Below are 22,730 nucleotides of genomic sequence, written 5' to 3' on the forward strand. Positions count from 1 at the left end.
AGATGGGAAAAGGATTAAAAATAGTTACAATTGGAGGGGGATCTAGTTATACTCCTGAATTAGTTGAAGGATTTATAAAAAGACATAAAGAATTACCTGTTTCAGAGTTATGGCTTGTAGATATAGAAGCTGGAAAAGAAAAGCTTGAAATAGTAGGTAATTTAGCTAAAAGAATGGTTAAAAAAGCTGGTATAGATATGAAAATATATCTTACTTTAGATAGAAAAGAAGCTCTAAGAGGAGCAGACTTTGTAACTACACAGTTAAGAGTAGGCCTTTTAGATGCAAGAATAAAAGATGAAAGAATTCCTTTATCTCATGGTGTAATAGGTCAAGAAACTAATGGTGCAGGGGGGCTATTTAAAGCCCTTCGCACTATACCGGTAATATTTGATATATTAAAAGATGTAGAGGAATTATGTCCAAATGCATGGGTTATTAATTTTACAAATCCTACAGGGATTATTACAGAAGCTGTGTTTAGATATACAAAATTCAAAAAATATATAGGATTATGCAATGTACCAATACATTTGAAAAATAATGTAGCTAAGCTATTTGAAGTAGATTCAGATAGAATTAGCATGGACTTTGCTGGTCTTAATCATATGGTTTATGGATTGAATGTTTCTTTAGATGGAGAAGATATTACAAAAGAAGCTATTGATAAATTTGTACAATCTGATATATCAATGCAAAATATTAAATCTATAGATTTTAATTCAGATTTTATAAAATCGTTAGGTGCAATACCTTGTCCATATCATAGATATTATTATAAAACTAAAGAAATGTTACAAGATGAATTACAAGAATACAAAGAAGGAAAATCTAGAGCAGAAGTAGTTAAAGAACTAGAAGGTCAATTGTTTGATTTATATAAAGATGAAAAATTAGATATAAAACCACCTCAATTAGAAAAAAGAGGAGGTGCGTATTATAGTGATGCGGCATGTAATTTAATTAGTTCTATATATAATGATAAGAAAGATATACAAGTTGTAAACACATTAAATAATGGTTCCATAAGAGATTTTAGGGACGATCAAGCTGTAGAAGTCAGTAGCGTAATAACAAAAACTGGACCTAAGCCATTATCAATTGGGTATTTACCAGAATCAGTTCATGGATTAGTAAGCCAAATAAAATCTTTTGAACTTTTAGCTGCAAAGGCTGCAGTTTATGGAGATTATAATAGTGCACTTTTATCTTTATGTATAAATCCTCTTATACCATCTGACGATTTAGCAAAAGTAATATTGGATGAAATGCTTGAAGCACACAAAGAGTATCTTCCACAATTTAAAAGGTAGGTAATGTTATGACAAAGCTTATAATAAATGCAGATGATTTTGGATATTGTGAAGCTGTAAACTATGGAATAATTTCAGCTCATAAAAATGGTATAGTAAGCTCTACAACAATGATGGCAAACATGCCTGGAGTTGAACATGCTATATCACTACTTAAAGAACATAAAACGTTAAGCTGTGGAGTACATCTTACTCTTAGTTGTGGTAAACCACTATTAACTAATTTAAATACTATAGTTGACGATAATGGTAACTTTTATAGAGGTATTACTAATGACATTCTTAAAAGTATGGATTTAGATGAGATATACAACGAATTTTGTGCTCAAATTGAAAGAGTAATTGATTTTGGTATAGAAATATGTCATTTAGATAGTCATCATCATGTTCATACATTAACAGGATTAAAACCTGTTATAGAAAAGATACTAGATAAATATACTTTGCCAATCAGGGGCGGATTTGAATACAGTATGGAGTATAAAAAGACAGTTAAGCTTATAGATAGTTTTTATAAGGAAAATGTAAGTGAGGATTACTTTATAAAAATATTAAAAGAAATACAAAGATATGATGTAGTTGATATGATGTGTCATCCGGCTTTTTTAGATGATTTCATTTTAAATTCAACTTCATATGCAATAGATAGAACTAAAGAATATAAAATATTAACATCTGGTAAAATTAAGAAGGCATTAGAAGAAAATAATATTATAATTTCAAATTATAAAGACATTTAGGGGGATAAAAATGGAAGATAAAATTATAGAGATATCTTTTGGTATTATTGGATATGCTGGTGATGCTAAAGGATTAGCATTTGAAGCTATTAGTGAATCTAAAAAAGGAAATATTGAAAAAGCAAGAAATTTAATAAAAGAATCCAAGGAAGCAATACAAAAAGCTCATAGATATCAAACTGAATTGATTCAAAATGAAGCCCAAGGAAATAAAACTGAAATGAGTGTTATACTAGTACACGCTCAAGACCATCTTATGAATGCAATGAACTTTCAACAATTATCAGAGGAGTTTATAGACTTATATGAAAGATTAGAAGAGAAGGCAGTTCAAATTTAAATATAAATCCTATGACCAACTATTCAAAAATCCCACTATATAATAGAAAAACTATTATATAGTGGGATTTTTATTATTAATAAATTATTCTGTTAGAACTTTTAAGAAGTTTTCAAGAATTCGTGCAGTAAGTCCCCATATAACGTAATCTTCATACTCATAAAATAGTACAGGATAGCTACTTTCTTGGAATTTATAGTCTTCTTTATTTGGTATAATATCATATGGAAATTTATCATCTGGTACAACTTCTAATTTATTTTTATAATATGTTGGTTTATTTTCTATTAAATGAATAATAGGAACTAAGAATGTATGATCAACCTCATCTTTATTTATATCTAAATTATCTATATTGTTTAATATGCCTACATAAGGGTGGATTATTAGATTCATATGAGTAATAAGCAAATCAAGTTGAGATATTATCTCAATGTTATATTTATTGGTACCTAATTCTTCACATGTTTCTCTAATGGCAGCATCCAGAGGGCTTTCTCCATTTTCTATCCTACCTCCAGGGAATGATATTTCACTTGGTTGAGTTCTTAGATTTTTTGATCTTACTTCAAATAGTATATAGTAAGAATCTTCTATTTTAACAATAGGAACTAATATAGAATATCTTTTCATATTTTCAAATCCATTTATATAAGGTTTATAATTTTCAAATTTATTTCTTATACTTTTTAACATTTTATCCTCCATGCTGTAGTGTAAAAAAGAATATATATACATATATTATACTATTAATAAATAAAAATAACTGATAAATAAAAATATTTTAATTGATATATTTGTAAGATATTGAAAAATAAAAAGATTCGATTGAGAAATTAAGGGTATATACTAAAATGTATAAAACACTTTAAATATTTTCAAGAAATTTTTAATATAAGATAGATTATGTATAAAAAATTGTAAAAAATAAACAAGTGTAGTATAATTAAATTACAAAATATATATCAGGGGAGCCTAATGGCTGAGAGGAGATGTAGATCTCGACCCTTTAACCTGTTTGGATAATGCCAGCGTAGGGAGATAGTAATTAAAATTAATTATTTAGTTAGTTAATTTATAGTCTTACCTATATTAGGTAAGACTTTTATTATGCAAAAAAATTAGGAGGTAGAATCATGGTAATAGCAGATGTAGCAGTAATGCCTTTAAGGCCTTATGCAGGAGAAGATGAAATGTATAAAGTAGTTGATGCTTGCATAGAAGAAATAGCCAAAAGTGGTCTAAAATATGAAGTTGCAGCAATGAGTACAACAATAGAAGGAGAATTTGATGAAGTATTTGATTTATTAAAGAAAATACATAGAATACCTTTTAACCTTGGATGTGAAAGAGTCATAACTGTTGCTAGAATAGACGAAAAATCTGGGGGCATAACAATAGATGAGAAACTTAAGAATCATAGATAAAATAAAAAATAGCTTATATCCTATAATAACGTTTTTAATAATATTAATTATCTGGCAACTTGTGGTTGAAGGATTTAATGTTCCGCAGTATATATTGCCATCACCTATTGATATTGTAGGGGTATTTTTTACAGACTATGAAAGTTTATACTTACATACTGTAATTACATTAAATGAAGCTTTATTAGGATTTATATTATCCATTATAATAGCATTAATAATGGGGATAATGATGGACTTTATACCTATTTTTAAAAAGTGCTTTTATCCTATAATGCTTGTTACCCAAACAATACCTACAATAACAATAGCACCTTTATTAATTATTTGGTTTGGTTTTGGTACATTACCAAAAGTATTAATGGTAACATTAACTTGTTTCTTCCCAATATTAATAAATTTTGTTGATGGTATGGAAAATTTAGATATAGATTATTTAAATTTGTTTAAAACTATGAATGCAAGTAAACTAAATACGTTTATCCATCTTAAATTTCCTATGTCAATGGATAAATTGTTTTCTGGTCTTAAGATATCATCTACTTATGCTGTAATGGCAGCCACAGTTGCTGAGTGGTTAGGAGGAAGCCAAGGGCTTGGAGTTTATATGGTTAGATCAAAAAGTGCATATGCTTTAGATAAAGTATTTGCATCAACATTAATTGTTGTAGTTAGTAGTTTAATATTTGTGGGAATAATTCAAGTAATAAAAAAGATTGTATTAAGACATAAGAATTAGGGAGGATATTATGAGATTAAAAAAAATGGGGATTTTATCCCTAATAGGAACTTTAACTTTAGGAAGTTTAGTAGGATGTTCAACTAAGAATGCTGAATCTAGTTCAAATAAAGATCAGCTAGAAAAAGTTACTATGGTTCTAGACTGGACACCAAATACTAACCATACTGGATTATATGTAGCATTAGAAAATGGATATTATAAAGATGAAGGGTTAGATGTAGATATAGTACAACCTTCTGATGGAGGTGCAGCAACTTTAGTTGCAACAGGTAAGGCAGACTTTGGCATAAGTTATCAAGAAGAAGTAACTTATGCTAAGACAAGCAAAGACCCACTTCCTATAAAGGCTGTAGCAACAATAATACAACATAATACATCTGGATTTGCTTCACCAGTCGATAGGAATATTAATACAGTTAAGGATTTTGAAGGAAAAACTTATGGTGGATGGGGGTCTCCATCAGAAGAAGCTATATTTAAGGCTGTTATGGAAAAAAATAATGCAGATATAAGTAAATTAAAAATAGTAGATATAGGAACAGATGATTTCTTTACAGCTACTAGTAAGAATGTTGACTTTGCCTGGATATTTGAAGGATGGGATGGTGTTGAAGCTACTAGAAAAGGTATAGACTTAAACTTTATGCCAATTAAAGATTTAGATGAGAGATTAGATTACTATACTCCACTTATAATATCAAATGAAAAACTTATTAGCCAAAATCCAGACTTAGTGAAGAAATTCTTAAAAGCAACGACAAAGGGATATGAGTATGCAATAGAGAACCCAACAGAGTCTGCTAAAATACTTGTTAAATATGCTCCTGAAATAGAAGAGGATTTAGCTATTAAGAGCCAAGAGTATTTAGCAACTAAATATAAAGATGATGCAACTAAATGGGGAGAAATGAAAGATAAGGTATGGGATAATTATACAGAATTCTTAAGGGAATATAATTTGATAGATAAGGATATGGAAGCAAAAGATGCTTATACAAATGAATTCTTACCAGAATAAAAATAAAAAAATCAGTATAAATAATGTTAGCAAGAGCTATGATGGAACAAAAATATTAGATAACATAAGTATGGATGTATATGAAGGTGAATTTGTATCAATTTTAGGTCCGAGTGGATGTGGAAAAAGTACAATATTTAACTTAATATGTAATCTAACTGGTACTGACAGTGGAGATATTAATGTTAATGGCAAGATAAGCTATATGTATCAAAAAGATTTATTACTACCATATAAGACAATTATAGATAATGTGGCACTACCATTAATACTTAATAAAAAAAGCAAAAAAGAAGCAAAGGAAATAGTAAATCCTTATTTTAAAGTATTTGGCCTAAGTGGATACGAAAATAAATATCCAAATGAATTATCAGGTGGTATGAAGCAAAGAGCAAACTTTTTAAGGACTTATATTAATTCTGACGATATTATGCTTTTAGATGAACCTTTTGGTGCATTAGATTCTATAACAAAACTATCAATGCAAAGATGGTTACTAGAAGTAAAAGGTAGGGTTAATTCAACTATTATTCTTATAACTCATGATATAGATGAGGCGATAATGTTATCTAATAGAATATATGTTATTTCTCAAAAGCCAGCTAGTGTGAAAAAGGAGTTTATTGTTAACAAGACTGATAATAATGATAAAAAAATGGAGCAAGTTATTAAATTAAAAAATGAGATATTAAGTCTACTATAAATTTATATAATTATTGACTTTTAAATATTTATAGTGCTACTATTTAATTAAAATAAAATCATAAAGCCATAAAGGTAATTATCAAAGATTAGATCTTTAATATTCCTTTGTGGCTTTTTTTATAAGAAATTATATGGAAATATTCCAAGAAATGAGTAAAAAGTTTATAAAAATTGCATGGTAAAATTACAAAATAGTATTTATTTCTATATTAGTTGCATTATATAAAAAATTTAGAATAAATATTCAACTTTTATAAATAAACTTAAAAACAGTTTTTTGATTAAACTTATACTTATAAATTACTAAATACTTAATAATTTTAATGAATAAGCATAGAATTAATATAAAAAGTTAAAAAATAATAAGAATTTAGAGTTATTGACTTTTAACATAATGTACACTAAAATGTAAATAACTTAAATGAATTTTCATATTTCTAAAAATTTAGAAAATTTAAATTCTAAAGTTTAATGCATGGGTGTAGGGAGAGTAAAAGAGTTTTATAAAGTTAAATTAGATATTAGTAAAAGGGGGATTTACGTATGGACACGGCAAAATATGTTTTTAAACGTATTATGATGGCAATATTTACAATATTTGTTGCTGCTACAATTACATTCTTTTTAATGAAACTAGTACCAGGAAGTCCATTTGCTTCAGAGAAAACAAATGAAATAGCGCAACAAGCTTTAAATGAGAAGTACGGACTGGATAAGCCGGTATTAGTACAATACAAAATATACTTACAACAATTATTACAAGGAGATTTAGGTGTAAGTTATAAACTTCAAAAAAATGTACCAGTCACAAAAATAATCGCAGATTCTTTCCCTATATCAGCAAGAATTGGTGCAATGGCAATTGGCTTTGCACTATTAGTAGGAATACCATTAGGATGCCTATCAGCTTTGAAAAGAGGTAAATGGGAGGACAGTGTAATCCGTGTTGTATCAACATTAGGTATTGCTGTTCCGTCATTTGTAATAGCAACAGCATCCATGTTAATATTTGCAATTGAATTAAATTTATTACCTACTTATGGTTTAAGCAATCCATCTAGCTATATATTACCTGTATTTACATTAGGATTTTATCCTATGTGTTACATAACAAGACTAATGAGATCAAGCATGTTAGATTCATTAGGCCAAGATTATATTAGAACAGCAAGGGCAAAAGGAATGTCAGAGTTTATAGTTACATTTAAACATGCTTTAAAAAACTCACTTATTCCAGTAATAACGTATTTAGGACCATTAGTAGCATTTACATTAACTGGTGGTTTTGTTGTAGAAAAAGTATTCAATATTCCAGGGCTTGGAAGATATTTTATTAAAGCAATAGATGCAAGGGATTATAACCTTATAATGGGAACAACTGTTTTCTTAGCATCATTTATTATATTAATGAACTTAGTTTGTGACATCTTATATAAACTGGTAGATCCAAGAATTAAGTTAGATGAATAAGGGGGGACAACTTTTATGATTTTAGATAATAGTAAGAAATTTAACTGTGAAGTTGATTTATCTCCAGATGACTTCAAACCAGTTACAAAAGAAGTACAACAAAGTTTAATAACTATGGGGGAAAATACAAGCTACTGGAAAGACGCATGGAGAAGATTAAAAGAAAATAAAATTGCAATGATTGCATTAGTAGCAATTATATTAATTATAGGTTTTGCATTTATAGGACCTTTCTTAAGTCCATATACATATGATCAACAAATTAGGGGACATGAAAATCTATTCCCTTGCATGGAACATCCATTTGGAACTGACAAGTTAGGTAGAGATTTATTAGTAAGAACTATGGTTGGAGCAAGAATATCATTATTAATTGGTATAGGCTCTGCAGTTATAGTTTTAGTTATAGGATCTATTTATGGAGCTATATCTGGGCTTGCAGGTGGTAAAATAGATACAGTAATGATGAGGATAGTTGAAATAATTTATTCATTACCTGATATGTTAGTTATTATATTACTTAGAATAGTACTACATGAACCATTAACAAAAGCCTTTGATTCTGGAAAAGCATTTGGAGTTCTTCAGACTCTAGGACCGGGTATTATAGCTATGTTTATAGTTTATGGACTTTTATATTGGGTTGGTATGGCGAGGATTGTAAGAGGGCAAGTTTTACAATTAAAAGAGATGGAATATATTAGTGCAGCACGTGCATTAGGTGCAAATAATAAACGATTAATATATAAACACTTACTTCCAAACTGTGTTGGTCAATTAGTCGTAACTACAATGTTACAAATACCCTCAGCGATATTTACAGAAGCCTTTTTAAGCTTCTTAGGAATTGGTGTAAGTAAACCACTAGCAAGCTTAGGTTCCTTAGCATCAGATGCATTATCTGGAATATCATCATATCCATACAGATTAATGTTCCCAGCAGTTGCTATAAGTATTATTATACTTGCATTTAACTTATTTGGGGATGGATTAAGAGATGCACTTGATCCAAGATTAAAGAGATAGGGGGACAAAATTATGGGAGTTATTAAGGATGATACATTATTAAAAGTAAATGATTTAGAGGTATCTTTTTTTACTCATGCAGGAGAAGTAAAAGCAGTTCGCAAAGTTTCATATGATTTAAAATACGGTGAGGCTATGGGGATCGTCGGTGAATCAGGAAGTGGTAAATCAGTATCATCATATGCTTTAATGGGGATTATACCTGAGCCGGGGAAAATACTTAACGGTAGTATTAATTTTGAAGATAAAGATATTACTAAATTATCTGAAGCTGAGATGCTTAAATTAAGAGGGAAAGAAGTAGGGATGATATTCCAAGACCCTATGACATCTTTAAATCCAGTTTTTACTGTTGGAAGTCAAATTGATGAGAGTTTAAAAAAACATACAAATTTAGATAAGAAAGAAAGAGAAAAAAGAATCATAGAATTGTTTGAATTAGTTGGAATTAACCAACCTGAAAAAAGATTAAAGCAATACCCTCATGAATTTTCTGGAGGTATGAGACAACGTGTTATGATTGCTATGGCACTTGCCTGTAATCCAAAATTACTAATAGCAGATGAACCAACAACAGCTTTAGACGTTACAATACAAGCTCAAATAATAGAGTTATTAAAAGAACTAAAAGAAAAAATAAATATGTCTATAATTTTTATTACACATGATTTAGGTGTTATATCAGAAATATGTGATAAAGTAGCAGTCATGTATGCAGGAAATATTATAGAAAGAGGAAGTATTGATGATATATTCTATAATCCTAAACATCCATATACATTAGGTCTTTTAAAATCTATACCTAAGATAAATGCTGATGAGCATGAAAGATTAATACCTATTGAAGGTAATCCAGTAGATTTAATAAATCCGCCAAAAGGGTGTGCTTTTGCACCAAGATGTGATTATTGTATGAATATATGTATGGAAAAAGTTCCACCAGTTTATTCTGTTGAAAAAGGTCATGAATCTAGCTGCTGGTTGTTAGTAAAAGAAGAATTTGAAAGGGAGGTAAAGGCACTATGATAAATGAAAAGAAAAATGACAATTTAATTGAAATAGTAGGATTAAAAAAGTACTTCCCAGTTAAAGAGGGATTCTTAAAAACTAATTATGTAAAAGCAGTTGATGATGTTTCATTACATATAAAAAAAGGGGAAACTTTAGGTTTAGTTGGTGAAAGTGGATGTGGCAAGACGACTTTAGGTAGAACTATATTAAGACTTCATGAACCTACTGAAGGAAAGATTATATATAAGGGTGAAGATATAACTAAAGTAGATATGCTTTCATATAGAAGAAAGATGCAAATAATATTTCAAGATCCATATGCATCTTTAGATCCAAGGATGACGATTGGTGATATTATTGGTGAGCCGCTAGATATCCATAAACTATATAAGAATAAGCAAGAAAGACAAGAAAAGATATATAATTTGCTTGAAACTGTTGGCTTAAATAAAGAACATGCAAATCGTTTTGCACATGAGTTCTCAGGGGGACAAAGACAAAGAATCGGAATCGCAAGAGCATTAGCTGTAGAACCAGAATTTATTGTTTGTGATGAGCCTATTTCTGCTTTAGATGTTTCTATACAAGCTCAAGTTGTAAATATGCTAGAAGATCTACAAGCCGAAAGAGGATTTACTTATTTATTTATTGCGCATGATTTATCAGTTGTTAAGCATATAAGTAATAGAATAGGTGTAATGTATTTAGGTCATTTAGTTGAGTTAACAACAAGCAAAGAATTATATAAAAATCCGATGCATCCATATACACAGACATTACTTTCTGCAATTCCAATAGCAGATCCAAAGATGAGTAGATCTAGAAAGCGTATAGTTCTAGAGGGAGATATACCAAGTCCATTAAATCCACCTAGTGGATGTACATTTAGAACTAGATGTCCATATGCTACAAGTGAATGTAGTAAAGTAGCACCTACATTAAAAGAATATGATAACGGACATTTCGTTGCATGTCATAACTTAGATAAAATACAAAAATAAGGTATATATTACCAAAGGTATTATATAGATAATAATTAGGGGGAGGATAATAGTATGAAAATGCTAAAATTTAAGAAAAAAGTTGCAGTTATATTAGCTTCAACTTTAGCACTATCAACAGTACTATCTGGATGTAGTAGTTCAGGTGGCAATTCAACAGGAGGTTCTGCAAATGGATTCGAACTTAATGTATGCGTTGGACCAGAGCCTGAATCAATAGATCCAGCAAAGAATACTGCTTCAGATGGTTCTACATTAATAAACCATGCTTTTGAGGGTCTTATGAAATTAGATTCTAATAGCAAAGTAGTTGAAGGTCAAGCAGCAAAATACGAAGTAAGTGAAGATAAAAAAGTATATACTTTTACACTTCGTGATGATGCAAAATGGTCAGATGGAGAAGCTGTAAAAGCAAGTGATTTCGTATATTCTTGGCAAAGATTAGTAAATCCAGAAACAGCAGCAGATTACAACTATATGATAGATATGGTTGAAAATGCAAATGATATAATGAAAGGTAAAAAAGATCCTAGCGAGTTAGGTATAAAAGCACTTGATGAAAAAACATTAGAAATAACTTTATCAACACCTACTACATATTTCTTAGAAATATGTGCATTCCCAGCTACATATCCTGTAAGACAAGATATAGTAGAAGCTAATCCTGACACTTGGTCAACTGACCCACAAACATATATAGGAAATGGTCCATATGTTTTAAAAGAATGGAATCATCAAGCTAAAATGGTATATGCTAAAAATGAAAATTATTATGATTTAGAAAAATTAGGACCAGATACAATTAACTTCGAACTTATGGAAGATCAAAATACTATATTATCTGCATTTAAAAATGGAGAAATATTATTTGGAGATGATTTACCAAATGATGAAATAGAAGCTATGAAAGAGAATGGATTAGAAATAAAAAGTCAATTAGGAACTTATTTCTTATGCTTAAATGTTAAAGAAAAAGGTTTAGATAATGTAAAGGTTAGACAAGCTCTTGCTCTTGCAATAGACAGAGAATACTTAGTTGAAAAAGTAGCTCAAGGTGGTCAAATACCAGCAGATACTTTTGTTCCTACAGGTTTAAGTGACGAAGATGGAAGCACAGAATTCCATAGTAACGCTGAAGCTTGGTATAGTGCAGATTCAAAAGATTATGAAGCAAATATAAAAAAAGCAAAAGAACTTCTTAAAGAAGCTGGATACGAAAATGGTAAAGGACTTCCAACTATAGAGTTAATGTGTAACCAAGGACACGAACCAATAATGGAAGCTGTACAAAATATGTGGAAAGAAAATCTTGGTATAAATGCAACTATATCTAATCAAGACTGGAATGTATTTATAGATACAAGAAAGAAAGGAGATTATCAAGTAGCTCGTCATGGATGGTTAGCTGATTATAATGATCCAATATCATTCTTAGATATGTGGATAACAGGTGGCGGAAATAATGATGCTCAATGGTCAAATACAGACTATGATAAATTAATAAGCGAAATAAAAACATCAACTGATAATAAAGAAAGATATACAAAAATGCATGAAGCAGAAAAAATATTAGGTGAAGAAATGCCAGTAATACCACTTTATTATTACACTGACTTAATGTTAGTTTCAGATAAGTTAGAAGGATTCTATTCTTCACCACTTGGATATAAATACTTTATGTATACTTCAGTTGCTGAATAATAGAAAATATTATTAAGTTGTAAAAGATGATTTGTAGATTAAATCTACGAATCATCTTTTTTATTTTTAATATACAAAATCCTAACGATTGAGTGTATTTAAATATGTCTTTTATATTTATTTTTGGGTAAATAGTATAACATAATTATAAAAAAATGATCATATTATATTTTATTATTATAAAATAATTTTTAAAAACAAATTTGAAAACGTAAACACATCTATATTTATAAAAATAAAGTAAAAAATGTAAAAAGATGAAGAAAATAGTATACTATATTGTAAAAAATATGATATAATTTTTTTAATTTAAAAACACGAATTATTTTATTTGAAATTTTAAAAAAGTAAAGCGTGTAAATAAAAAGTAAAACAATATTGAGGGAGAATTTACAATGGTAAAAAGAAATGGACAAAGGATAGCGGCAATCGCTATTGCAGCAGCATTAATAGGTCAAAACGTAGAACCAATTTTTGCTCTTGAGAATTTAAAGACAGCAGAACAAGTTGAAAATTCGGAAAATAAAGAAATATCTGAAGGAGAAACACCAGAAGAAATTACTGATTCTGATGAAGATTATGCAGACCAATATGAGGCAAAAGATGCTTTAGATGCTATAGAAGAAGCTAAAGAAGAATCTAATGATGAAACTAAAGAAAAAGAAGAATCTAGTGAAAATGTAAAAAACATTGAGTCTGATAAAAATAGTCAAGATAAAAATGATAAAACAACTATAGATTTTAAAGTAATGGCTATAAGTGATTTACATGCAAACTTAATGAACTATGATTACTATACTGGATCAACAACAAAGAATTCAGGTTTAGTTAAGGCAGCTACGGTTATAAAAGAAGAAAAAGAAAAAGCAAATAAATCATCAAAAAAAGAAGTGGATAATGTAATATTAGTAGATAATGGAGATACAATACAAGGTACACCGTTAGCTAACTTATATGCAGTAAAGCAACCAGTTGCACCAGGAGAAAAATACCCTGTTTATAAAGCTCTAGAATCATTAGGTTTTGATATGACTACTATAGGTAACCATGAAGTTAACTATGGTATGGATTATATAAAGCAAATAGTAAAAGCAAACACTAGCATGGGAATGGTTTGTGCAAACCTTAAGGATGCTAAAAGTGGAGATTTAGTATTTGATCCATATAAGATATTAACTGAAACAGTAGTAGACTCAAATGGAGAAGAAAGAGAATTAAAGATAGGTATAACTGGTGTTGTTCCACAGCAAATACTAAATTGGGATAAAGTTATACTAGATGGAAAAGTAACTGTAGATGATATGGTTAAAAGTGTAGAAAAATATGCTAAAGAAATGAAAAATAGTGGTGCTGATATAGTTGTAGTACTTGGACATACAGGGTATGGTGAAGAAACTACAGATGCAACAGGTGCAGAAAATGCAGGTTATGCTATATCTATGTTAGAAGATGTAGATGTAGTTGTTGGTGGACATGTACATAGAAGTGCTAAATATGAAGTTGAAAAAGAAAATGGAGATATAACTCAATACGTTCAACCGCTTAATAATGGTAAAGAAGTAGGGGTTGTAGATCTTAAAATAGAAGTAACTGAAGATGAAAATGGTAATGATACATATACAATAAATGATAGTAATTCTAAGGTAAATAACATCAGTGTAGCTAATAAAGCTAATGATATAGAAACTGAAGCGGTTGTTAAAGAATACCATGAAGCTACTGACAAATATGTAAATGAAAAATCAGGAGAGGTTACAAAAGATCTAAATAGTTTCTTTACATTAGTAGCAGATGATCCATCTATACAAATAGTATCCGATGCTCAAAAAGCTTATGTTGAAGAACTTATAAAGAATAATGATCCAAGCTTAACTCCTTATGCTGATCTTCCAATATTATCAGCAGCAGCTCCATTTAAGGCTGGAAGTAGTGCAGATAACTACGTTGATATAAAAGCTGGAGGACTTGCTATAAGAGATTTATCTAACTTATATAAGTATGATAATACAATGGCAGTTATAAAATTAAATGGTTCTGATGTTAAAGAATGGTTAGAATTCTCAGCTAATATGTTCAATACAATAGATGTAAATTCAAATGAAGAGCAAAATTTAATAAACAGAGATTTCCCTACATTCAACTTTGATGTAATAGATGGAATAGAATACGAAATAGATGTAACTCAAAAACCTAAATATGATAAAACTGGAAAAGTAATAAATCCAGATTCATCAAGAATATACAACTTAACTTACAATGGACAACCTATAGATTTAGATCAAGAGTTCTTAATAGCTACAAATAACTATAGAGCTGGCGGAGATAGTTTCCCATGGAATGGTAGACAAGTAAGTGTATATACTACAACTGATGAAAGTAGAGATGTATTAAAGAAATATATAGAAGATGCTGGAAGATTAGAGCCAAGCATTGACAACAACTGGAAGTTTAAAACTATAGATACTGATGCTAAGGTATACTTTACTTCTCATGAAAATGGAGTAAACTATTTATCAAGCTATCCTTCTATATATACAAATAAACAATCAGCTGGTGATAGATTATACAAATACTACTATGATTTATCAGGTGAAAAAGAAAAATCTAATAAAATAACTATATTACACACAAATGATACACATGGTAGATTAAAAGCAGATGATAAAGTAATAGGTATAGATACAGTTGCAGCAATAAAGAACAATACAGAAAATTCTATATTAGTTGATGCAGGAGATACTATACATGGTTTACCATTTGTTACTTTAAGTAAAGGTAAAGATGCTGTTGATTTATTAAATGAAGCAGGATATGAATATATGGTTCCTGGGAATCATGATTTTAACTATGGTTATGGTAGACTAATGGAATTATTTAAAAATAGCGTAACTTTAAAAAATGGTGAAAACAGACTAAGATTATTAGCTTCTAATGTTAAAAAGGATGGAAAATCTATATTTGAATCTAATAACATAAAGGAAATGGAAGTTAATGGGAAAACTGTAAAAGTTGGTTTCTTTGGTATAGCAACAGAAGAAACTGCTTTTAAAACAAATCCTAATAATGTTAAAGGTATAGACTTTACGAATCCAGTAAAAGCAGCTAAGGAACAAGTAAAAGAATTAGAAGATAATGGTGCAGATGTAATAGTTGCATTATCTCATATAGGAACTGATGAAAGTAGTGAGCCTACGGCTTATGATGTTATAAATGCTGTAGATGGAATAGATGTATATGTAGATGGGCATAGTCATACTACATTTAAAAATGGAGAAAAAGTTAAAGATACTTTATTAGTAAGTACAGGTGAATACTTATCAAACCTTGGTAAAGTTGAGTTAGAATTAAATGACAAAAATGAAGTAGTAAATGCTACTGCAAGTCTTATAACAAAAGAAGAAACTTTATCTATAACTCCTGATGAAAAAGTTGCTTCAAAAATAGAAGAAATAAATTCAACACAAGAAGAAGTATTATCTGAAGTTATAGGAAATAATGCTATAGATCTTGATGGAGATAGAAATAGTGTAAGATATGGAGAAACAAACTTAGGAAATTTAATAACTGATGCTATGTTAAATGAAACTGATGCAGATCTTGCTATAACAAATGGAGGCGGAATCCGTGCTAGTATAGCTAAAGGAGATATAACAAAAGGTGATGTTGTAAGTGTTCTTCCATTTGGTAATTTTATAGTTACTAAACAGCTTACTGGAGCTCAAATAAAAGAAGTTCTTGAATTCGGTGTTAGGGCTTATGGAGAATCTTTAGGAGGATTCCCTCATGTTGCTGGAATAAAGTTTGTTGTAGATCCAAGCAGAGCAGTTGGAGATAGGATAATATCTTTAACTATAAATGGCAAAGATTTAGATATGAATAAAACATATACCGTAGCTACAAATGACTTTATGGCTGCTGGTGGAGATGATTATCCTTGTTTCGGAGATCTGCCTACATTAAATGAGTATTCTTCATTAGAAGAATCAGTTGCAAACTTTATAAAAACTTTAGGAACTGTTAGTTATACTAAACAAGGTAGAATATTAGCAGGTACAATGATAGACGGAGTTATAAAAGTTAAAGTTGAGAGTGAATATATAAAAGATATACTTACTAGTGTAATAACTTTTGGATATACTGTAGAAATTTCAGAAGAAGGGGATAAGTCTATAGTTAAGATATATGATCCAAAAGCTAAAAATAGATCTCTTATAGCTATTTTAGAAGTGAAAGATGCTACTATAGAAGAATTAAATAAGTTAGTAGAAGAAATAAGAGAAGAATTAGAAAATAATAAACCAGATAATGGTGGTAATGACAACGAAGACCAAGACGGAAATAACGGAAATGGTGAAAGTGATAACGAAGACCAAGATGGAAATAACGGAAATGGTGAAAGTGACAACGAAGATCAAGATGGAAATAACGGAAATGATGAAAGTGATAACGAAGATCAAAATGGAAGCCAAAATGGTAACAATGTAAATAGCAACAGACCATCAAATCCTCAAACAGGAGATGCTAATCTTTTAGGTTACGTAGGACTAAGTGTAGCTGCTATGGCAGGTGTGTTTGTAAATAACAGAAGAAGAAGAGAAAAATAAATAAAAAAACTCTCTAAGTTTATTTAACTTAGAGAGTTTTTTATTTATAAAATTATAAGACTTGATTAATATGTTTATGTCAAATGATAAAAATATTGAATTCAAGCTGTTTATCATTAAAAGATACACAAATTTATATAATAAAATTAAGTTAATAAAAAATATATTAAATATAATAAAAAAATTATTTTGCTGAAAAGAGTTGACAATTACCTTTGAATATAATATATTTTGATTATCGAAATAATTACTGATAATTAACGATAATCAATATGTTAATCGGAAGTAAATTTTTTTGATATATATTTTGAAAATCAAAATATATAAATATCAAAATACAAGGAGTAAGAATATGAAAGAGGTAATAATAGGAGGTGTTGGAAATTATATACCTTCTAAAATAGTCACCAATGCTCAACTAAGTGAGTTTGTTGATACAGACGATGAGTGGATATATTCAAGGACAGGAATAAAAAGTAGATACATATCAGAAGGAGAAGACACTTCTTATATGGCTTCAAAAGCTAGTATCAAAGCCATACAAGATGCTAATTTATCTCCACTAGATGTAGATTTAATTGTATTAGCTACATGTACACCAGATATGTTTACTCCATCTACAGCTTGCATAGTACAAAATTTAATAGGTGCAAAAAATGCAGTAGCTTTTGATATAAGTGCTGCATGTACAGGGTTTATTTATGGTTTAGAAGTTGCAAAATCTCTTATGATTTGTAATGACTATAAACATGCACTTGTTATAGGATCAGAAAATTTATCTAAATCAGTTGATTGGGATGATAGATCAACTTGTGTATTATTTGGAGATGGTGCAGGAGCAGCTATTTTATCTAAAAGTGATGAAAAAGGAATTGTAAGTTCTTTTTCTAAATCTGAAGGAGATAAATGGCAGTGTATAACAATAGAAGGAAATAACATAGATAGTCCTTTTGTAGAAAATAAAACAATAAGAAATTCAAAGCTAAAAATGAATGGAAATGAAGTATTTAAGTTTGCAACTTCTACAATTGTAAATTCTATAAATAAAATATTAGATGATAATAATTTAAGCTTAGATGATATTGATTATATAATACCTCATCAAGCGAATATTAGAATAATTGATTATGCTGCTAAAAAGTTAAAAGTATCAATAGATAAATTTTACATAAACATTGAAGAATATGGAAATACATCTGCAGCATCAATCCCACTTGCGTTATGTGAGATGAATGAGAAAAAAATATTAAAAAAAGGTCAGAAAATTATATTAGTTGGATTTGGAGCAGGTCTCACTTATGGTGCAACTCTTATAAACTGGTCAAAATAAAAATAAATTAATTTAAGGAATTTAAATTTAATAATTAACTAAGATACTAAGATTTAAAAACTAAGATGAATTAAACATGACTACAAAAATAAGTAGAATACAAAATAAAATATAAAAGAAAATTTGGAGGAAAATAAAATGATATTTGAAAAATTACAAGGAATAATAGAAGAAAACTTATCAATAGAAAGAGATGAAATAAAACTAGAAAGTACATTTGAATCTTTAGGAATAGATTCTTTAGATACATTCCAATTAGTGATAGAAATAGAAGAACAATTTGGAATTGAAATAGAATCACCAGAAAATATGAAGAGTATACAAGATGTTGTTAATTACATAGAAGAAAAGACTAATGAAAAAGTAAATTCATAATAAGAGTAAGTTACAGGAGGATTTATGATAAATTCAAGGATAACAGATATACTTAATATTAAATATCCAATTATACAGGGAGGAATGGCATGGATTTCAGATGCAGACTTAGCAGTAGGCGTAAGTGAAGCGGGAGGTCTTGGAATAATAAGTGGCGTAGGTGAGACAGAAGATGTTAGATCTCAAATAAAAAAAGCTAAGTCACTTACAAATAAACCTTTTGGTGTAAATATAATGCTAATGGCTAAAAATGTAGATGAAATTGCTAAGATGGTATGTGAAGAAAAAGTATCTGTAGTTACAACTGGTGCAGGTAGCCCCGGAAAGTATATGGAAGATTGGAAAAAAAATAATATAAAAGTAATACCTGTTGTCCCTTCTGTAGCAATAGCAAAACGAATGGAAAAGTTCGGTGCAGATGCTGTTATTGTAGAAGGGATGGAAGCAGGGGGACATATAGGACAATTGACAACTATGAGTTTAGTACCGCAAGTTGTAGATGCAGTTAGTATTCCTGTTATAGCGGCAGGGGGGATAGGTGATGGAAGAGGTATAGCAGCATCATTTATGTTAGGCGCTTGTGGAGTACAAATGGGAACTAGATTTTTAGTGTCTGATGAATGTAATGTCCATGATAATTATAAAGAGAAAGTACTTAGTGCAAGAGATATAGACTCAGAGATAACAGGAACATCAACTTCACATCCAGTAAGAGTCTTAAGAAATAAATTAACTAGAGAATATGTAAAACTAGAAAAATCTAATGCAGATAGTAGTGAAATTGAAGCCTTAGGAAAAGGAGCTTTAAGAAAAGCAGTTATAGATGGAGATGTTGAAAATGGAAGTGTAATGGCAGGGCAGATTGCAGGTCTTGTCAAAGAAAAACAAAGTTGTAAAGAAATAATAAATGAACTGGTTTATGAGTTCGAAGAAACTCTTAGGAGGATATAATGAGTAAAAAGACAGCTTTTCTTTTTCCAGGTCAAGGTTCACAGTATATAAGCATGGGAAAAGAATTATATGATAATATTTGTGAATGTAAAGAGATATTCGATAAAGGTCAAGAAATACTAAATACGCCAATAACAGATTTAATATTTAATGGTGAGCAAGATGAGCTTACAAAAACTAAGAATAGTCAACCCGCTATTTTATTAACATCATTAGCATGCTTAAAAGCCTTAGAAATAAATGGAGTGGATGCTGATTATTCATTAGGATTATCTTTAGGGGAATATGGAGCATTAGTACATGCAAGAGCATTATCTTTTGAAGATGGAATAAAATTAATAAAAAAAAGAGCACAAATAATGGACTCTGCAGTAAGTCCAGACGAAGGCACAATGGCCGCCGTATTAAAATTAAGTGACGATAAAGTAAAAGAATTAATAAAAAGGTCAAATGAATTTGGCCTTGTAGAAGGAGCCAATTATAACTGCCCAGGTCAAGTAGTTATTTCTGGAGAGCCTAAAGCTATAAAAGCAAGTATAAAAATAGCAAAAGAATTAAAAGGTATGGTTGTACCACTTAAAGTAAGTGGGCCTTTTCATAGTTCTATGTATGAAAAAGCAAGTTATGAATTTTATAATGAATTAAAAAAAGTAAATATAAATAACTTTGATAAAGTTGTTTATTCAAATGTAAAAGGTAAGCCATATGAAAAAGATGATGATGTATACGAGTTATTAAGAAAACAAATAATGTCTTCTGTTTTATTTGAAAAGAGTATAAGGGATCTAATTGACAAAGGTGTAGATACATTTATTGAAGTTGGTCCAGGTAAAACATTAAGTGGATTTGTAAAAAAAATAAACAAGGATGTTTTTGTATACAATGTGGAAGATATAAAATCATTAAATGAAACTGTAGAAAGCTTAAAGGCTAGAGTTGCTAGTATATAAAATAAATACCTAAATAGTAATTAGGAGGTAAATCAATGTTAAAGGGAAAATGTGCAATAATAACTGGGGCTTCTAGAGGAATAGGAAGATCTATAGCGCTAAAATTTGCAAAAGAAGGTGCGAATATAGTTTTAAATTATAGAAACAGTGAATCAGAAGCTCTAGAATTAAAAAATGAGCTTGATAAATTAGGATCTAATACTTTGATAATCAAAGCAGATATTAGTAAATTCGATGAAGCTGAAAAGTTAATAAAAGAAGCTAAAAATACTTTTGGAAAAATAGATATACTAGTTAATAATGCTGGAATAACAAAAGATACACTAATTATTAGAATGAAAGAAGAAGATTTCGATAACGTAATAGAAGTAAATTTAAAAGGAGCTTTTAATTGCTTAAGAGCAATTTCTCCAATAATGGTAAAACAAAAAGAAGGTAAAATAATAAATATGTCCTCTGTTGTAGGAGTTATAGGTAATGCAGGTCAAGTAAATTACTCAGCTTCTAAAGCTGGTTTAATAGGAATGACAAAATCTTTAGCTCGTGAAATAGGAAGTAAAAATATAAATGTAAATGCAATAGCACCAGGTTTTATAGACACTGATATGACTAAGGTATTAAGTGATGATCAAAAGAAAAATATAATATCACAAGTTCCTTTAAAGAGACTAGGAAATGTTGAAGATATAGCTAATTTAGCAGTATTCTTAGGGAGTGATAAATCAAATTATATAACAGGCCAAGTAATTCATGTTGATGGCGGAATGGCAATGTAGGAGGTAATTATGAGTAGAAGAGTAGTAATAACAGGTATAGGTGCAGTAACTCCTATAGGTAATAACGTTGATGAATTTTGGTCAAATAGTAAAGCTGGAAAGTTAGGAATCGATTTTATAAAAACGATAGATACAGAAAACTTAGATGTAAAAATAGCAGGAGAAGTTAAAGATTTAAAGATAGAAGATTATTTAGATAAAAAAGAAAGCAGGCGCCTTGATAAATTTACACAATATGCACTTATTGCAAGTGAAGAAGCTGTAAATAATGCAGGTCTTAATATAGATGAATTAGATAAAAATAAATTTGGAGTAATGGTAGGTTCTGGTATAGGTGGTTTTCATACACATGAAAATGAATTTACTACTTTATACAATAAAGGGCCAAAAAGAATATCTCCAATGTACATACCAATGACAATAATTAATGCTGCAGCTGCAAATATAGCAATAAAATATGAAGCTAAAGCTACATGCACATCAGCTGTTACTGCTTGTGCAACAGGAACAAATAATATAGGAGATGCATTTAGATATATAAAACATGGATATGCAGATGTAATGATTAGTGGAGGATGCGAATCTTCAATTACACCTATAGCTATAGCAGGATTTGCAAATATGAGGGCTTTAAACTCTAATAATGACCCAAATAGAGCGTCAATACCATTTGACAAAGAAAGAAGCGGATTTGTTATGGGCGAAGGTGCAGGTATATTAGTTATGGAAAGTTTAGATCATGCGTTAAAGAGAAATGCAAATATATTATGTGAGATAGTAGGTTATGGATCTACATGTGATGCGTATCATATAACATCTCCAGATCCTAAAGGGGAAAGTGCTTCAAGAGCAATGATTGATGCAATAAATGAAGGTAATATTGACTATAGTCAAGTTTCATACATTAATGCTCATGGAACATCTACACCCTACAATGATTTATTTGAAACTAGAGCAATAAAAAAAGTATTTAAAGAAAGTGCTAAAAATATACCTATATCATCAACTAAATCTATGACTGGACATTTATTGGGTGCAGCAGGAGCTGTAGAATCAATAGTATGTATTAAGGCTTTAGAGGAAGGTTATATTCCTCCTACTATAGGATACAAAGAAAGTGATGAAGAGTTAGATTTAGATTATGTACCTAATACTGGTCGTAAGTCTGAATTAAAGTACGCAATTAATAACTCTTTAGGATTTGGTGGTCATAATGCATCACTTTTATTTAAAAAGTGGGAATAATTGGA

Annotated in this window: 20 protein-coding genes and 1 riboswitch; of the genes, 19 read left to right on the forward strand and 1 reads right to left on the reverse strand. The window is 29.5% G+C overall.

Annotated elements, in window-relative coordinates:
- The first annotated feature begins 2 nt into the window (after nucleotides 1-2).
- From H8923_RS07665 to H8923_RS07675, 3 genes are read left to right on the forward strand one after another with little or no spacing between them, the layout of a single operon-like run.
- Nucleotides 3-1,313, forward strand: a complete 1,311-nt coding sequence (locus H8923_RS07665; protein WP_153926181.1) for a 6-phospho-beta-glucosidase — start codon at nucleotides 3-5, stop codon at nucleotides 1,311-1,313.
- 8 nt (nucleotides 1,314-1,321) lie between these two features.
- Nucleotides 1,322-2,053, forward strand: coding sequence for a chitin disaccharide deacetylase (gene chbG, locus H8923_RS07670; RefSeq protein WP_153926182.1), 732 nt, complete (start codon nucleotides 1,322-1,324; stop codon nucleotides 2,051-2,053).
- A 10-nt stretch (nucleotides 2,054-2,063) separates the two neighbouring features.
- Nucleotides 2,064-2,393: a PTS lactose/cellobiose transporter subunit IIA gene (locus H8923_RS07675; RefSeq protein WP_153926183.1), complete on the forward strand. Its 330-nt coding sequence runs from the start codon at nucleotides 2,064-2,066 to the stop codon at nucleotides 2,391-2,393.
- A gap of 84 nt (nucleotides 2,394-2,477) precedes the next feature.
- Here the strand turns inward: H8923_RS07675 and H8923_RS07680 are convergent, their stop codons facing one another.
- Nucleotides 2,478-3,089: an NUDIX hydrolase gene (locus H8923_RS07680; RefSeq protein ID WP_153926184.1), complete on the reverse strand. Its 612-nt coding sequence runs from the start codon at nucleotides 3,087-3,089 to the stop codon at nucleotides 2,478-2,480.
- A 261-nt stretch (nucleotides 3,090-3,350) separates the two neighbouring features.
- A riboswitch (TPP riboswitch) is annotated at nucleotides 3,351-3,450 on the forward strand.
- A gap of 79 nt (nucleotides 3,451-3,529) precedes the next feature.
- Between H8923_RS07680 and H8923_RS07685 the strand changes: the two genes are divergently transcribed.
- From H8923_RS07685 to fabF, 16 genes are all read left to right on the forward strand, one after another.
- Nucleotides 3,530-3,820 (forward strand): MTH1187 family thiamine-binding protein, encoded by a 291-nt coding sequence (locus H8923_RS07685; protein ID WP_147540290.1) that lies wholly within the window; start codon nucleotides 3,530-3,532, stop codon nucleotides 3,818-3,820.
- Nucleotides 3,795-4,559, forward strand: a complete 765-nt coding sequence (locus H8923_RS07690) for an ABC transporter permease (RefSeq protein WP_153926185.1) — start codon at nucleotides 3,795-3,797, stop codon at nucleotides 4,557-4,559. Before H8923_RS07685 ends, H8923_RS07690 begins: the two co-directional genes overlap by 26 nt.
- A gap of 10 nt (nucleotides 4,560-4,569) precedes the next feature.
- Entirely contained in the window at nucleotides 4,570-5,580 is a 1,011-nt protein-coding gene (locus H8923_RS07695; protein WP_153926186.1) for an ABC transporter substrate-binding protein, read from the forward strand.
- A complete protein-coding gene (locus H8923_RS07700; RefSeq protein WP_243239218.1) occupies nucleotides 5,549-6,283 on the forward strand; it encodes an ABC transporter ATP-binding protein in 735 nt (244 codons plus the stop codon). Before H8923_RS07695 ends, H8923_RS07700 begins: the two co-directional genes overlap by 32 nt.
- A 545-nt stretch (nucleotides 6,284-6,828) precedes the next feature.
- On the forward strand, nucleotides 6,829-7,755 hold the full coding sequence (locus H8923_RS07705; protein ID WP_153926188.1) for an ABC transporter permease: 927 nt from the start codon (nucleotides 6,829-6,831) through the stop codon (nucleotides 7,753-7,755).
- A 15-nt stretch (nucleotides 7,756-7,770) separates the two neighbouring features.
- Entirely contained in the window at nucleotides 7,771-8,781 is a 1,011-nt protein-coding gene (locus H8923_RS07710) for an ABC transporter permease (protein WP_153926189.1), read from the forward strand.
- A gap of 12 nt (nucleotides 8,782-8,793) precedes the next feature.
- The gene (locus H8923_RS07715; RefSeq protein ID WP_153926190.1) at nucleotides 8,794-9,807 is read left to right on the forward strand and encodes an ABC transporter ATP-binding protein; all 1,014 of its coding nucleotides are present in this window, start codon (nucleotides 8,794-8,796) and stop codon (nucleotides 9,805-9,807) included.
- Nucleotides 9,804-10,793, forward strand: coding sequence for an ABC transporter ATP-binding protein (locus tag H8923_RS07720; protein WP_153926191.1), 990 nt, complete (start codon nucleotides 9,804-9,806; stop codon nucleotides 10,791-10,793). The genes H8923_RS07715 and H8923_RS07720 overlap by 4 nt, the downstream gene beginning before the upstream one ends.
- Before the next feature lie 54 nt (nucleotides 10,794-10,847).
- The gene (locus H8923_RS07725; protein ID WP_243139918.1) at nucleotides 10,848-12,494 is read left to right on the forward strand and encodes a peptide ABC transporter substrate-binding protein; all 1,647 of its coding nucleotides are present in this window, start codon (nucleotides 10,848-10,850) and stop codon (nucleotides 12,492-12,494) included.
- A 395-nt stretch (nucleotides 12,495-12,889) separates the two neighbouring features.
- Complete coding sequence (locus H8923_RS07730) at nucleotides 12,890-17,098, forward strand: bifunctional 2',3'-cyclic-nucleotide 2'-phosphodiesterase/3'-nucleotidase (protein ID WP_153926192.1); 4,209 nt, start codon at nucleotides 12,890-12,892, stop codon at nucleotides 17,096-17,098.
- 352 nt (nucleotides 17,099-17,450) lie between these two features.
- Nucleotides 17,451-18,428, forward strand: a complete 978-nt coding sequence (locus H8923_RS07735) for a beta-ketoacyl-ACP synthase III (protein ID WP_153926193.1) — start codon at nucleotides 17,451-17,453, stop codon at nucleotides 18,426-18,428.
- Between the two features lie 138 nt (nucleotides 18,429-18,566).
- Nucleotides 18,567-18,803 (forward strand): acyl carrier protein, encoded by a 237-nt coding sequence (locus H8923_RS07740; RefSeq protein ID WP_147540280.1) that lies wholly within the window; start codon nucleotides 18,567-18,569, stop codon nucleotides 18,801-18,803.
- A gap of 24 nt (nucleotides 18,804-18,827) precedes the next feature.
- Entirely contained in the window at nucleotides 18,828-19,754 is a 927-nt protein-coding gene (fabK, locus tag H8923_RS07745; protein WP_153926194.1) for an enoyl-[acyl-carrier-protein] reductase FabK, read from the forward strand.
- The gene (gene fabD / locus H8923_RS07750; RefSeq protein ID WP_153926195.1) at nucleotides 19,754-20,704 is read left to right on the forward strand and encodes an ACP S-malonyltransferase; all 951 of its coding nucleotides are present in this window, start codon (nucleotides 19,754-19,756) and stop codon (nucleotides 20,702-20,704) included. The genes fabK and fabD overlap by 1 nt, the downstream gene beginning before the upstream one ends.
- A 35-nt stretch (nucleotides 20,705-20,739) precedes the next feature.
- A complete protein-coding gene (fabG, locus tag H8923_RS07755; protein WP_147540277.1) occupies nucleotides 20,740-21,480 on the forward strand; it encodes a 3-oxoacyl-[acyl-carrier-protein] reductase in 741 nt (246 codons plus the stop codon).
- A 9-nt stretch (nucleotides 21,481-21,489) separates the two neighbouring features.
- Nucleotides 21,490-22,725 carry a beta-ketoacyl-ACP synthase II gene (fabF, locus tag H8923_RS07760; RefSeq protein ID WP_153926196.1) on the forward strand — a complete coding sequence of 412 codons (1,236 nt, stop codon included), beginning with the start codon at nucleotides 21,490-21,492 and terminating at the stop codon, nucleotides 22,723-22,725.
- The last annotated feature ends 5 nt before the right edge of the window (nucleotides 22,726-22,730 follow it).

The sequence above is a fragment of the Romboutsia faecis genome, from assembly GCF_014323405.1.
GTDB lineage: Bacteria > Bacillota > Clostridia > Peptostreptococcales > Peptostreptococcaceae > Romboutsia_E > Romboutsia_E faecis.

Coding starts and splice junctions, on each gene's coding strand:
- H8923_RS07720 (WP_153926191.1), top strand. CDS start 9,804: ATGATAAATGAAAAGAAAAATGACAATTTAATTGAAATAGTAGGATTA.
- H8923_RS07710 (WP_153926189.1), top strand. CDS start 7,771: ATGATTTTAGATAATAGTAAGAAATTTAACTGTGAAGTTGATTTATCT.
- fabG (WP_147540277.1), top strand. CDS start 20,740: ATGTTAAAGGGAAAATGTGCAATAATAACTGGGGCTTCTAGAGGAATA.
- H8923_RS07715 (WP_153926190.1), top strand. CDS start 8,794: ATGGGAGTTATTAAGGATGATACATTATTAAAAGTAAATGATTTAGAG.
- H8923_RS07730 (WP_153926192.1), top strand. CDS start 12,890: ATGGTAAAAAGAAATGGACAAAGGATAGCGGCAATCGCTATTGCAGCA.
- H8923_RS07725 (WP_243139918.1), top strand. CDS start 10,848: ATGAAAATGCTAAAATTTAAGAAAAAAGTTGCAGTTATATTAGCTTCA.
- H8923_RS07665 (WP_153926181.1), top strand. CDS start 3: ATGGGAAAAGGATTAAAAATAGTTACAATTGGAGGGGGATCTAGTTAT.
- H8923_RS07740 (WP_147540280.1), top strand. CDS start 18,567: ATGATATTTGAAAAATTACAAGGAATAATAGAAGAAAACTTATCAATA.
- H8923_RS07705 (WP_153926188.1), top strand. CDS start 6,829: ATGGACACGGCAAAATATGTTTTTAAACGTATTATGATGGCAATATTT.
- fabK (WP_153926194.1), top strand. CDS start 18,828: ATGATAAATTCAAGGATAACAGATATACTTAATATTAAATATCCAATT.
- H8923_RS07735 (WP_153926193.1), top strand. CDS start 17,451: ATGAAAGAGGTAATAATAGGAGGTGTTGGAAATTATATACCTTCTAAA.
- H8923_RS07695 (WP_153926186.1), top strand. CDS start 4,570: ATGAGATTAAAAAAAATGGGGATTTTATCCCTAATAGGAACTTTAACT.
- H8923_RS07690 (WP_153926185.1), top strand. CDS start 3,795: ATGAGAAACTTAAGAATCATAGATAAAATAAAAAATAGCTTATATCCT.
- H8923_RS07700 (WP_243239218.1), top strand. CDS start 5,549: ATGCTTATACAAATGAATTCTTACCAGAATAAAAATAAAAAAATCAGT.
- H8923_RS07675 (WP_153926183.1), top strand. CDS start 2,064: ATGGAAGATAAAATTATAGAGATATCTTTTGGTATTATTGGATATGCT.
- H8923_RS07685 (WP_147540290.1), top strand. CDS start 3,530: ATGGTAATAGCAGATGTAGCAGTAATGCCTTTAAGGCCTTATGCAGGA.
- fabD (WP_153926195.1), top strand. CDS start 19,754: ATGAGTAAAAAGACAGCTTTTCTTTTTCCAGGTCAAGGTTCACAGTAT.
- H8923_RS07680 (WP_153926184.1), bottom strand. CDS start 3,089: ATGTTAAAAAGTATAAGAAATAAATTTGAAAATTATAAACCTTATATA.
- fabF (WP_153926196.1), top strand. CDS start 21,490: ATGAGTAGAAGAGTAGTAATAACAGGTATAGGTGCAGTAACTCCTATA.
- chbG (WP_153926182.1), top strand. CDS start 1,322: ATGACAAAGCTTATAATAAATGCAGATGATTTTGGATATTGTGAAGCT.